Raw genomic sequence first — 10,913 nt, forward strand, 5'->3', positions numbered from 1 at the left:
GGACTACGGTGCCGGTCGGGAGGTCCGCCTCGGTGACGCGGCGGAAGCCGCCGGCCTCGAAGGCTGCCTGAGCGGCGGTGTCGTCCTCCGCCGGGGCCGCGACCACGCGGCGGCAGAGCGGATCGGCGGTGAACAGCGCCGGTACGAGGGCGTTCAGCAGCTGGGCGACCGGGCTCTCGGCGGCCTCCGCCGGCACCAGCTGCACGGCGATGTCATGCGCGCCATGCGGGTAGCACGCGCGCAGTGGATGGTGCTGGACTCGGTACAGCCGCAGCTGGACCGGTGTGCCGCCGCCGCTCGGGGTGACGGCGTACGCGCGGACGGCCGGCTCCTCGGTGACGAGTGGGCGCAGGGTCCAGTCGCCGTCGAGGGTGGGAGCGGGCGGCGGCGGTACGTCGAGGGGCGTGATCACGGCGCGGCTCACGCGGTGTCGGTGGCGGGCTCGGTCTCGGCCATGCGGCGCAGTTCGGCCTTGGCGAGCTTGCCGCTGGCGTTGCGTGGGAGGTGGTCGACGAGCATGAGGCGGGTGGGGAGCTTGTAGCGGGCGAGGTGTCCGCCGGCGTACTCGCGCACCTCCTCCAGGGTCAGGACCGTTCCGGGGGCGCAGGTGAGGACGGCCAGGACGGTCTCGCCCCACTTGGGGTCGGGGACGCCGATGACGGCCGCCTCCAGGACTCCGGGGCAGGCGGCGAGGACGCGCTCGACCTCGGCCGGGTAGACGTTCTCGCCGCCGCTGATGATCATGTCCTTCAGCCGGTCGACGATGTAGTAGAAGCCGTCCTTGTCGCGGTGGGCGATGTCGCCGGAGTGGAACCAGCCGACGTCGTCGAAGGCGGCGGCGGTGGCGTCCGGGTTGTTCCAGTAGCCGGGGGTGACGTTGGGGCCGCGGACGCAGATCTCGCCGCGGGTGTCGGCCTCGTCGATCCGCGCGCCGGTGCCGGGGTGGGTGAGGCAGATCTCCGTGTACGGCATCGGGGCGCCCGCGGATCCGGTCTTCTCCAGGGTCAGCGGGGCCGGGAGATATGTGGCGAAGGGGGCCGTCTCGGTGAGGCCCCAGGCCTGTTGGAGCATGATGCCGCGCTCGGCGTAGTCCTTGATCAGCTGGGGCGGGACGGGGGCGCCCGCGACGACCGCGGCGCGCAGCGCGCTCAGGTCGGCCTCGGCGAAGCCGGGCACACGGGCGACGGCGGCGCACATGGCGGGGACGGCGAAGAACGAGGTCACCCGGTGCTGGACGAGGTCGTCGAGGAACTGGGCGGGGTCGAAGGCCCGGCGCAGCACGACCGTGCCGCCGCGCAGCAGGGTGCGCAGGGTGAGGGCGTTGAGGCCGCCGATGTGGAAGAGGGGGGCGACGGCCAGGTTCACGTCGTCGGTGCGGGTGTCGACCACGCTGTCCACGTTGACGGCGTTCCACCACAGGTTGCCGTGGGTGAGCATGACGCCCTTGGGGCGCCCGGTGGTGCCGGAGGTGTACATCAGGGCGGCGAGGTCGTCGTCGTACAGCGGCACCGGCTCCCTGGTGGGCCGGTCCGCGCCGAGCAGCCGGGACAGCGGGGTCCAGACGGCCGCGGTCGCCCCGGTGGCGGGGCAGGCGGGGTCGGTGTCGATCAGCAGGTGGTGGCGGGCGGGGACGTCGTCGAGGACGGACTCCACGAGCTCGCGGTGGCCCTCCTCGACGACCAGGGTGTGGGCCCCGCTGTCGATGAGGATGTGGCGTACCTCGTCGGCGGCGAGGCGGAAGTTGACGGGGACGAAGACGGCCCCGAGGTGGGCGGCGGCGAACAGCGTCTGGAGGAAGGTGACGCTGTTGAAGCCGAGGTAGGCGATCCGGTCACCGCGGCGCAGCCCCTGCTCGGCCAGTCCGGCGGCCAGCTCGACCGCGGTGCGGCTGAGGTGGGCGGCGGAGAACTCCTGTCCCTCGTAGACGAGGGCGGTGGCCGTGGGGTACTTCGCTCTGCGGTGCAGGGCGGCTGCGGGGCTGATGTCGACGGCGGCCATGGCGTCGGCTCCTTCTATGGCTGTCGTACGGAAGCGGAGGGTTTCTACTACAGACCGATGCCGCCGGCGGCGGTGCGGAAGCCGCGTACGGCGATGCCGCCGTCGGCGGGGATGACCGCTCCGGTGACGGTGCCGCTGTTGGCGCGGGAGGCGAGCAGGACGTAGGGCCCGGTGAAATCCTCGGGCTCGACGCTGGAGTCGTACAGGGGGATGAGCGGTGGACTTTTCTCTCCGGACGCCTCGTTCTTCGCGAACGACGCCTCCAGTGTGCGGTGGTGCAGGCCCAGGGTCTCGGGGCCGCTCAGCTTGGTGCGCATACCGCCGGTGGCGACGCCGTTGACGCGGACCTTCGGAGCCAGCTCGTAGGCGAACTGGCGGAGCAGTCCGAGGCAGGCGTGTTTGCTGGCGGTGTAGAGGGAGCCGCCGCCGTCGGTGTGGAAGGAGGCGTTGGAGAGGGTCATGACGATGCTCCCGCGCGTGCGGACCAGCTCACGCCAGGCGGCCTCCACGGCCAGGAGATAGCCCTTGACGTTGATGCCGAACAGTTCGTCGAACGCCGCGGAGAGCTCCTTTCCGGTCAGCCGGGTGACGCTGCGGTGATAGTCCCAGATTCCGGCGTTCGGGACGAGGACGTCGAGCTTCCCGAAGCGTTCCACGGTGGCCTCCACCGCATGGTGCAGATCGTCCGGGGAGCGCACGTCACCGGGGACGGTCAGCACCCGCTCCCCCAGCTCCCCGGCGGCCTCGACGACCTCCTGGAGCTGTTCGGCGCTCCGGCCGAGGACGGTGACGCTCGCGCCCTCGGCGAGATAGCGCAGGGCGACCGCGCGGCCGATGCCGGAGCCGCCGCCGGTGATCAGGGCGACGTCGCCCGCCAGCCAGCCGCCCATCACCGGGCTCCGAGGAAGTCGGTGACCAGCCGCTCGAACTCGGCCTGCCGCTCCAGCTGCACCCAGTGGCCGCAGCCGCCGAACACATGCAGCTGGACGTCGCGGATCTGCTTGAGCATGAGCTGGGCGCCGTCGAGGGTGATCGTACGGTCGTCGCGGCCCCACAGCAGCAGGGTCGGCGCCTTGATCCGGTGGACGCGCTGCCAGAGCGGGTCCATGCCGTGCCGCTTGGCGAAGGCCGCGTTGTAGGCGTGGTAGAAGGCGATGTGGGACTCGTCGAGGGAGGCCTCGTAGCGGGCCTGGACGGTGTCCTCCCAGCGCTTCGGCTCTGCGGTCATGACGCGGATGAAGTCCCGCATCTTCTTCACCGTCGGGCCTTCGCCGTTGTAGTAACGGAACATCGCCTTCTGTCCCTCGGTCGGCGTGGGCCCGAACGGCAGCCAACCGCCGCCCGGCGCCATCAGGACCAACTTCTCGACCCGGTCGGGCGCTTCGAGCGCGGTGGCGATGGCGGCTGCTCCACCGAGGCTGTTGCCGAGCAGGTGGAAGCGGTCGATGCCGAGGGCGTCCAAGGTCTGCAGAAGGGCGTCGACGGTGATCTCGGTGATGCTGCGCGCGTCCAGATCCGCCTCGGTGGGCCGGTAACTGCCGCCGAAACCGGGCTGGTCGGGCAGGACGACGCGGAAGTGCGGGGTGAGGGCGGCGAGGTTCTGGTGGTAGTTGGCCACCCCGCTCGCGCCGGGCCCGCCGCCGTGCAGCATCACCAGCACGGGCCCCGCACCGGCCTCGCTCACCGCGACGCTCCCGAGCGTGGTCTGCACGGTGTGCTCGACGAGCTTCACCTCTGTGGTCTCTTCAGTGGTCACGAGCGGGCTCCGGTTCGCAGAACTCAAGGGCTTATACGGATGACGAGACCCAGGGGTCTCACAGAAAGGTGCTGATGTTCTTGGCGAGCAGGACGTTCTGGTCCAGCAGGATCGTGCGGCGGGCGATCAGCAGACCGCCGGCCTCGGTGCGGCGCAGCACATCGGTACGGCCGCCGGCGTAGATGTCGACCTCGCGCTCCAGCCGGTTGCGGTAGCAGAGGAAGGCCGACTCGGCGACGTACTCACCGGGCTCGTCGGCGGGCCGCACCAGGACGTTGGTGATCAGATGCCGGGTCCGGGACGGCGGGTCCTCGGCCCAGGCCATGCCCGAGTCGAAGCGGCGGATCCGCCAGGCCAGACTCGCCTTGGTCTCATCGAAGATCGCCACCTCACCGGGCGACCCGTCAGCCAGCGCCTGCTGCCGCCGCAGCCGGTTGGTGCGCACCGGCGCCCAGTAGTGCAGATCGTCGGCGAACAGCTCCAGCCAGTCGGCATACCGGTGCTGATCGAGCAACCGTGCCTCGACCGCGTACAGCCGCTGCACCTCGAAGTGCAGCCGAATCTCCTCGTCGACGACCGCCGGGGCCGGTTCAGGGGGGTGAATGCTCATGGTGGGTCCTCCTGCGGGGCCACGCTCGGCTGTCATTCCAGCGAATGGGGGTTTGGTTGGGGGAGGCCGTGTGCCGGTGGACGGCACGGGGGGCGCCTCTTGACCACCGGGCAAGAGACGGCACCGTCAACGCCGAAGCAGCGCACGCAAGTCGGTACTCTCATCGGCCAGTTGCCCGGGATCGACCTCCACCCGGCGGTCAACGAGCCGACGCGCGGCCTTGATGTCCCGGCCCCGGTCGATCGCGGCGGCGGCCACCAGCCGCCCGTCGCGCAGGCCGAAAACGGTGAAGGCGCCCTCTTCAGGCGTGCCCCGCACCACGGCCCGCTCGGCGTCGGCCATCGTGCCGACCGCCTCCAGACGCGCCCCGTGCCGATCGGACCAGAACCAGGGCGCGCCGAACTCCGGAGCAGGCCGGCCGAGGAGGCCGTACGCCGCGGTCTCACCATCCCGCTGGGCGGCCTCCCAGTGCTCGTGCCGCACCGGATGCCCCTCCCGGCGGGCGACGTCCCCGACCGCGAAGACGTTCGGGTGGGAGGTGTGCCGCCCCTCCCCGACCACGACCCCGTTGTCCACGGAGAGCCCGGCGGCCTCGGCCAACTCCACAGCCGGCCGGATGCCGATCCCGACCACCACCAGGTCGGCGGCCAGCGGCCCACCGTCCACGTTGAAGTGCAGCAGCACACCGGAACCACCCGGCCGGCGCTCGACACGCTCGACGCCCGCCGTGATCACGTCGATGCCCTCGGCTGAGTGCCTGTGGTGCAGTGCCCCGGCGATGTCGTCGCCGACCACCGCCGTCAGCGGCACCGGCACCGGATCGACCAGGGTGACCCGGCAGCCCAGGGCGTGGGCCACGGCCGCGGTCTCCGCGCCGATCAGCCCGGCCCCGACCACGGCCACCACGGCACCCGGCAGCAGCCGTTCCCGCAGCCGCTCGGCATCCTCCCAGGTCCGCAGCAGATGTACGGCGGGATCGTCGCCGCCGGGTACGGGCAGCGCGCGAGGTGTACCGCCGGTGGCCAGCACGATCCGGTCGGCGGTCACGACGGAGCCGTCGTGCAGCTCCAGGCCCCCTTCACCCGGCCGGATCGCCTGGACCGGGGCTCCCTCGCGGAGCGAGACGCGCTGCTGCTCGTACCACTGCTCCGGCCGCAGCAGAACGTCCTCGCGCCGGGCCTTGCCCAGGAGCACGTCCTTGCTGAGCGGCGGCCGGTCGTACGGCAGTCCGCGCTCGGCGGAGTACAGGACGAGTTCGCCGTCGTAGCCCTGGGCGCGGAGGGCGTCGCAGGTGGAGAGGGCGGCGAGGCCGGCGCCGACGAGGGCGACACGGCGCGGGACGGTCATTGAGTGGCCTCTTCCCCGGGGTGCAGCCAGATGCCGCCGTCGCGGACCTCGACCCGGTGGGTGCGGGCGGCGACGGTGGCGGGCATGCACTGCGGTTCGCCGGACTTGAGGCAGAAGCGGGCGCTGTGCAGGGGGCACTCCACCTCGCCGTTCTCGATCCAGCCGTCGGAGAGCGAGGCCTGGCCGTGGGAGCAGGTGTCGTCGAGGGCGTAGTAGGCGCCGCCGTCGTGGAAGACGGCGATGGCGTCACCGTGGCCGGTGTCCTCGGCGGACACCTTCAGCGCCTCGCCCTCCTCGATGTCGCCCACGTCGGCGACGCGGATACCGGTACTGGTCGTGCTCATGAGTCGTCCTTCTCGCAGTTCTTCTCCCGGCCCGCGTCCCGGCTCTCGTCCCGCTCCGCCTCGCGGCCGTTCTCCCGGCTCTTCTCGTGCCACGCGGGTGTGTTCATCAGGTCGCGCCAGCGGGCGTAGAAGCCGCGGGCGGCGCCGTCGCTGTAGAGGCGGCCGGTGGTGCCGGGGTGAACACCGTCCTTCGTCTGAAGGCCCAGCCCCATCTGGTAGTTGAGGGTCATGGAGCCGGCCACGAAGCCGTGGGCGGTGGCCTGGACCTCGCTCCAGTTCTCGCCGTCATCCTGCTCGAAGGTGCCGGTCGGCCCGAACGTCCGCAGGTTGTAGATGCGTTGGGCGTCCTTGACCTCGTCCGGCATGGACTTGTCGACGAGTGTCCAGGCCCACACCTCCATCCGGTCCGGGCCCTTGGGGTGCCAGACGCGGATGGAGCCGTTGACGGGCAGATAGGAGAAGTTGGGGAAGACGGTGCCGTGCCCGGTGGTCATCGGGCCCTCGACGCGGGCGTCGCCGAGGCGTTCACGCAGGGCCTCGTAGTCGTACCAGTCGTGGACGATCCGGTCGTCGAAGCGGCTCTTGGGGTGGGTGGGGAAGCCGTGGCCGTGGCCGAGCGGGTCGGTGTACTGCCGTCCCGGTGTCTGCACGATCTCGGCCTTGGGCCCCTTGCCGGTGGGCGACATGACCATCAGCGCGGAGGCGTGCGAGATGTTGACGTGGTACCAGTCGGAGGCGAACTGCTCGGCGGCGAGCTTCCAGTTGCCCTCCAGCACCCACTTGTGCACCCCGCCGACGACCTCGGTGCCCTCCGGGTCCCGGTCGAGCATGGCGTCCAGGTACCAGGCCAGCCCGCCGAGCGCCTCGACGAGCGGCGGTGCCTCGGGGTTCCAGGTCGCGAAGACGAGTCCCTTGTACGTGTCGAGCTGGGCGACCTCGATCAGTCCCCATTGGTCCCGGTCGAAGTGGGCGGGGTAGTCCTCGCCGTTGGGCACGTTGATGAGCTTGCCGGAGGTGTCGTACGCCCAGCCGTGGTAGCTGCACGTGAACGCCTTCGTGGCGCCGGCGTCGGCGCGGCAGACACGCATGCCCCGGTGGCGGCAGGCGTTGAGGAACGCGCGCAGCTTCCGGTCGCGACCCATGGTGACGATCACCGGGTCCTCACCCATGTACGTGGTGAAGAAGTCGCCGGGCTTGGCGAACTGGCTCTCGTGGGCGAGGAACAGCCAGCTCGGCGCGAAGACACGGCGCAGCTCCTGCCGGTAGAGGCCGGCGTCACTGAAGATCGTGCGGTCGACGAGCCCCTGGTCGAGGTCGAAGTAGGGGCCGACGTCGACGGGCGATGGCTGGAGCCCGGTGTGATGTCGCTGCATGGCCACAGGAGACGTCGCCCCGCGAGGCCCTGCCCAGCGATCGTGCCGGGATGTGGAACGGCCTTCCGGCCCTCGTGCCGGGGAGGCGGGAGCGGCGTGGGCGTCGGGTCGGCCGTATCGCGCACGAGTAGGTGCCCGACCCGTTTACAACCCGGAAGCCAGTCACCTACATTGGACGCGCGTCCATTTTAATGTGTCGCCGGGCCGCCATGATCGTCATCGGAGCATGCATGCCACTCAACACCGCACCGGAACAGCAGACCGCCGTGGACAAGGCGCTCACCCTGCTGAAGTCCCTCGCCGAGCTGGACGGGGAGATCGGCGTGAGCGAGCTGGCCCGGCGCACCCGGATGAGCAAGTCGACGACCTTCCGGCTGCTGGGCATCCTCCAGCGCAACGACCTCGTCGAGCGGGTCGGCAGCGACTACCGGCTGGGCGCGCAGCTCTTCGACATCGGCAGCCGGGCCTACGGCACCAGCACCCCGCTGCTCCAGGAGCGGCTGCTGCCGCATCTGGCCGACCTGTACGAACTGACCCACGAGACCGTGCACCTGGCCGTGCTGCACGGCACGGACATCGTCTACGTCAACAAGCTCCACGGTCACCGGGCGGCCCGCTCGCCCTCCCGGATCGGCGCCCGGCTGCCCGCCTACTGCACGGGGGTCGGCAAGGCCCTCCTGGCGTTCGACCACGACGCCGCCGAGGCGGCCGTCGCGGCGGGGCTGACCGCGCGCACCGAGTACACGCTCTCCGACCCGGACCGGTTCCGGGCCGATCTGCGCCGTATCCGCCAGGACGGCATCGCGTACGACCGGCAGGAGGCCGCGCTCGGTCTGACCTGTGTCGCCGTGCCGGTCATGGGGCCCGCGGGGCGTCCCGTCGCGGCCCTCTCCATCGCGGGCGCCGACCGCCGCTTCGACCCCGCCCGCTACGCCCCGGCCCTGCGCCGCGTCGCCTTCGAGGCGAGCCGGACGATCAACGCGGCCAAGGCCCGCCAGACGGTACCGGCCGGGGTCGGCGCTCTGTCCAGGGTCTGACCCCGGTTCCACACCCGGCCCGTCGCGCGGCCGGCGCCCGGCGCCGGTCCGCCGCTCAGGGCTGGCTGCCGCCGTGGGTGCGCGCCACGGTCGTACCGCCCGTTCCCGGCTGCACCCTCGGCACACTGACCACGATGTGCACGACGCTCTCGCCGTCCAGCGACTGGTACACATGCGGACGGTCGCCCGGGTAGCGCACGAAGTCGCCGGCCGACAGCTCGACCGGGGTGTCGGCGGGACCCACGCGCACCCGGCCGCTGATGACGTACAGATGCTCCAGGGTGCCCACCGGGTGCGGCTCGGTCGGCTTCCCGGCGCCCTCCCCGTCCTGAGCGTCCCCGCCGATGCGCACGATGTAGTTCTCGATGACACCGGAACCGTAGATGTGGTCCAGCGAGCGTGAGACGTAGCCACCGTGCCGGTGCCAGGTGACGTCGTCTCCCCGCTGCACGGTCATGACCTGTTCGCGCTCCGCCACCAGCCGCGTGACCGGCACGCCGAGCGCGGCGGCGATGGAGAACAGGGTGTCCACCGTGGGATTGCCCGTGCCCTGCTCCAGATTGGACAGGGTCTGCTTGGCCAGCCCCGCCTGCCGAGCCAATTCGGCCAGGGACAGCCCACGCTGCTCTCTGAGAAGGCGCACGTTGCGCGCGACCACGGTGTTTCCTGAGGACACGCCACCACTTTAGGCGCAGGCCGGAAAGCGACGACCCCCGGTCACCCCTAGCGCTCCCTGCGGGTACTTCCGCCGCTGCCACGCAGCCCGCACGGCCCGGTCGCTTCCCCTGTGCCGGAGGGCGGCACGAGCGCGTGCGTGGCTCTCGGCCAGACGCCACCTTTCTGCGCACCAAGTCCCCGCTGTGGTGTGGATCACCACCATCCGACACCGCAGGTGAAACCGGAAGTGAGCCGCTCCATGTCCCAGTCCGTCCAATCGCCCAGACAGACCGAGCCCGGCCGGAGCGACCGGCGCACGGTGTCCCGGGTCGCCGTCGCGAGCCTCATCGGCACCACCGTCGAGTACTACGACTTCGCGGTGTACGGCACCGCCGCCGCCCTCGTCCTGGGCCCGGCCTTCTTCCCCTCCGGCAACGCCACCCTCCAGACCCTGGCCGCCTTCCTCACCTTCGCGGCGGCGTTCCTGGCCCGCCCGGTGGGCGTGGTGCTGTTCGGCACGATCGGCGACCGGCTGGGCCGCAAGCGGGCGCTGGTCGTCTCGCTGGTCCTGATGGGTGTCGCCACGGTCGGGGTCGGACTGCTGCCGACGTACGAGACAGCCGGGCTGCTCGCGCCCACGCTGCTGGTGCTGCTCCGCCTGTTGCAGGGCGTCAGCATGGGCGGCGAGTGGGGCGGCGCGGTGCTGCTGGCCGCCGAGCACGCGCCACCGGGGCGCCGGGCGATGTTCGCCTCGATCCCGCAGGCCGGCCCGCTGCTGGGCTTCCTGCTGTCCAGCGCCGTGATCCTGCCGACCCTGTCGATCGCCGGCCGGGACGGTTTCGCGGCCGGGGCGTGGCGGGTGCCCTTCCTGCTGAGCGCGCTGCTGATCGTGATCGGGCTCTGGGTGCGTACGCGGGTCACGGAGTCGCCGGTGTTCGAGGAGCGCGGCCGTACGGCGGGCGCCGCGCCCGCCGCGCCCCGGTTCCCGCTCGGCACGCTGATCAAGGAGCACCCGGGTCGGCTGCTGCTCGGCATCGGCGCGGGGATCGGTGGCTCGTCGGTCTACTACCTGACCGTCGTCTACAGCCTGTCGTACGGTCCGAAGGCCCTCGGTATCGCCCAGAACACCATGCTGGCCGCGGCGAGCGTGGGGGCCGCCGCCGCTGCCGCCGCCACGGTTCCCGCGGCACGGCTGGCCGACCGGGTGGGCCGGCGGCCGGTGATCCTCACCGGCGCCATCGGATGTGTGGTGTGGGCGCTGCCGATGTTCGGGTCGCTGAACACGCGAAACGGGCTCGTCATCACCGGGGCGTTCACGGTCGGCATGGTCTTCTTCACGCTGATGTTCGCGCCGATCGCGGCGTTCCTGCCGGAGCTGTTCCCCGCCCGGCTGCGCTACACCGGGGCCTCCGCGACGTTCATCCTCGCCAACACCCTCGGCGGCGGCTTCGCTCCGCTGGTCGCCACATGGCTGAACAGCCACTGGGCGTCACCGCTGGCGCTGGGCGCGTATGCGGGTGGGCTGTGTCTGGTCAGCCTGGTGTGCGTGCTGGCACTGCCGGAGACGCGGGGGAAGGAGTTCGACATCTGACCGGCGTGGGTGCGCTCCAGCAGTTCCTCGCGGACGTCTACTGGGGCGACCTGGACGTCCTCCTCCTGGACCTCCCGCCCGGCACCGGCGACATCGCGATCTCCGTCGCCCAGCTCGTCCCGAACGCCGAGATCCTGGTCGTGACGACCCCTCAGCAGGCGGCGGCCGAGGTCGCCGAGCGGGCCGGCTCCATCGCCGTC

General features: G+C 71.5%; 11 protein-coding genes and 1 pseudogene. 3 read left to right on the top strand and 9 right to left on the bottom strand.

The window, feature by feature from the left end:
• From STRIP9103_RS36895 to STRIP9103_RS36930, 8 genes are all read right to left on the bottom strand, one after another.
• A partial coding sequence (locus STRIP9103_RS36895) for a GNAT family N-acetyltransferase (protein WP_048821650.1) occupies positions 1–424 on the bottom strand: 424 nt, incomplete at its 3' end.
• Entirely contained in the window at positions 421–1,998 is a 1,578-nt protein-coding gene (locus STRIP9103_RS36900; RefSeq protein WP_009332544.1) for an acyl-CoA synthetase, read from the bottom strand. The genes STRIP9103_RS36895 and STRIP9103_RS36900, both read right to left, overlap by 4 nt.
• Before the next feature lie 47 nt (positions 1,999–2,045).
• Positions 2,046–2,888 carry an SDR family NAD(P)-dependent oxidoreductase gene (locus tag STRIP9103_RS36905; protein WP_048821651.1) on the bottom strand — a complete coding sequence of 281 codons (843 nt, stop codon included), beginning with the start codon at positions 2,886–2,888 and terminating at the stop codon, positions 2,046–2,048.
• The gene (locus STRIP9103_RS36910) at positions 2,888–3,754 is read right to left on the bottom strand and encodes an alpha/beta fold hydrolase (RefSeq protein ID WP_009332536.1); all 867 of its coding nucleotides are present in this window, start codon (positions 3,752–3,754) and stop codon (positions 2,888–2,890) included. Before STRIP9103_RS36910 ends, STRIP9103_RS36905 begins: the two co-directional genes overlap by 1 nt.
• Positions 3,755–3,812: 58 nt before the next feature.
• Positions 3,813–4,364: a 3-phenylpropionate/cinnamic acid dioxygenase subunit beta gene (locus STRIP9103_RS36915; protein ID WP_009332555.1), complete on the bottom strand. Its 552-nt coding sequence runs from the start codon at positions 4,362–4,364 to the stop codon at positions 3,813–3,815.
• Between the two features lie 126 nt (positions 4,365–4,490).
• Complete coding sequence (locus STRIP9103_RS36920) at positions 4,491–5,711, bottom strand: NAD(P)/FAD-dependent oxidoreductase (RefSeq protein WP_009332543.1); 1,221 nt, start codon at positions 5,709–5,711, stop codon at positions 4,491–4,493.
• A complete protein-coding gene (locus STRIP9103_RS36925) occupies positions 5,708–6,055 on the bottom strand; it encodes a bifunctional 3-phenylpropionate/cinnamic acid dioxygenase ferredoxin subunit (RefSeq protein WP_009332553.1) in 348 nt (115 codons plus the stop codon). Before STRIP9103_RS36925 ends, STRIP9103_RS36920 begins: the two co-directional genes overlap by 4 nt.
• Complete coding sequence (locus tag STRIP9103_RS36930) at positions 6,052–7,428, bottom strand: aromatic ring-hydroxylating dioxygenase subunit alpha (RefSeq protein ID WP_009332541.1); 1,377 nt, start codon at positions 7,426–7,428, stop codon at positions 6,052–6,054. The genes STRIP9103_RS36925 and STRIP9103_RS36930 overlap by 4 nt, the downstream gene beginning before the upstream one ends.
• A gap of 230 nt (positions 7,429–7,658) precedes the next feature.
• Here STRIP9103_RS36930 and STRIP9103_RS36935 point away from each other — a divergent pair, with 230 nt between their 5' ends.
• The gene (locus STRIP9103_RS36935; RefSeq protein WP_048821654.1) at positions 7,659–8,465 is read left to right on the top strand and encodes an IclR family transcriptional regulator; all 807 of its coding nucleotides are present in this window, start codon (positions 7,659–7,661) and stop codon (positions 8,463–8,465) included.
• 55 nt (positions 8,466–8,520) lie between these two features.
• Here the strand turns inward: STRIP9103_RS36935 and STRIP9103_RS36940 are convergent, their stop codons facing one another.
• The gene (locus STRIP9103_RS36940) at positions 8,521–9,141 is read right to left on the bottom strand and encodes a helix-turn-helix domain-containing protein (RefSeq protein WP_063747351.1); all 621 of its coding nucleotides are present in this window, start codon (positions 9,139–9,141) and stop codon (positions 8,521–8,523) included.
• A gap of 240 nt (positions 9,142–9,381) precedes the next feature.
• On the opposite strand from STRIP9103_RS36940, the gene STRIP9103_RS36945 reads away from it, so the two are divergent.
• Both STRIP9103_RS36945 and STRIP9103_RS36950 read left to right on the top strand, forming a co-directional pair.
• Positions 9,382–10,713 carry an MFS transporter gene (locus STRIP9103_RS36945; protein ID WP_009332557.1) on the top strand — a complete coding sequence of 444 codons (1,332 nt, stop codon included), beginning with the start codon at positions 9,382–9,384 and terminating at the stop codon, positions 10,711–10,713.
• Between the two features lie 11 nt (positions 10,714–10,724).
• Positions 10,725–10,913, top strand: a pseudogene (locus tag STRIP9103_RS36950) (P-loop NTPase); the annotation flags it as partial.

The organism is Streptomyces ipomoeae 91-03, assembly GCF_000317595.1.
Classification (GTDB): domain Bacteria; phylum Actinomycetota; class Actinomycetes; order Streptomycetales; family Streptomycetaceae; genus Streptomyces; species Streptomyces ipomoeae.

Excerpts from the sequence above, each read along its gene's own strand:
- STRIP9103_RS36900 (WP_009332544.1), bottom strand. The coding sequence starts at position 1,998 with ATGGCCGCCGTCGACATCAGCCCCGCAGCCGCCCTGCACCGCAGAGCG.
- STRIP9103_RS36905 (WP_048821651.1), bottom strand. The coding sequence starts at position 2,888 with ATGGGCGGCTGGCTGGCGGGCGACGTCGCCCTGATCACCGGCGGCGGC.
- STRIP9103_RS36915 (WP_009332555.1), bottom strand. The coding sequence starts at position 4,364 with ATGAGCATTCACCCCCCTGAACCGGCCCCGGCGGTCGTCGACGAGGAG.
- STRIP9103_RS36920 (WP_009332543.1), bottom strand. The coding sequence starts at position 5,711 with ATGACCGTCCCGCGCCGTGTCGCCCTCGTCGGCGCCGGCCTCGCCGCC.
- STRIP9103_RS36925 (WP_009332553.1), bottom strand. The coding sequence starts at position 6,055 with ATGAGCACGACCAGTACCGGTATCCGCGTCGCCGACGTGGGCGACATC.
- STRIP9103_RS36930 (WP_009332541.1), bottom strand. The coding sequence starts at position 7,428 with ATGCAGCGACATCACACCGGGCTCCAGCCATCGCCCGTCGACGTCGGC.
- STRIP9103_RS36935 (WP_048821654.1), top strand. The coding sequence starts at position 7,659 with ATGCCACTCAACACCGCACCGGAACAGCAGACCGCCGTGGACAAGGCG.
- STRIP9103_RS36945 (WP_009332557.1), top strand. The coding sequence starts at position 9,382 with ATGTCCCAGTCCGTCCAATCGCCCAGACAGACCGAGCCCGGCCGGAGC.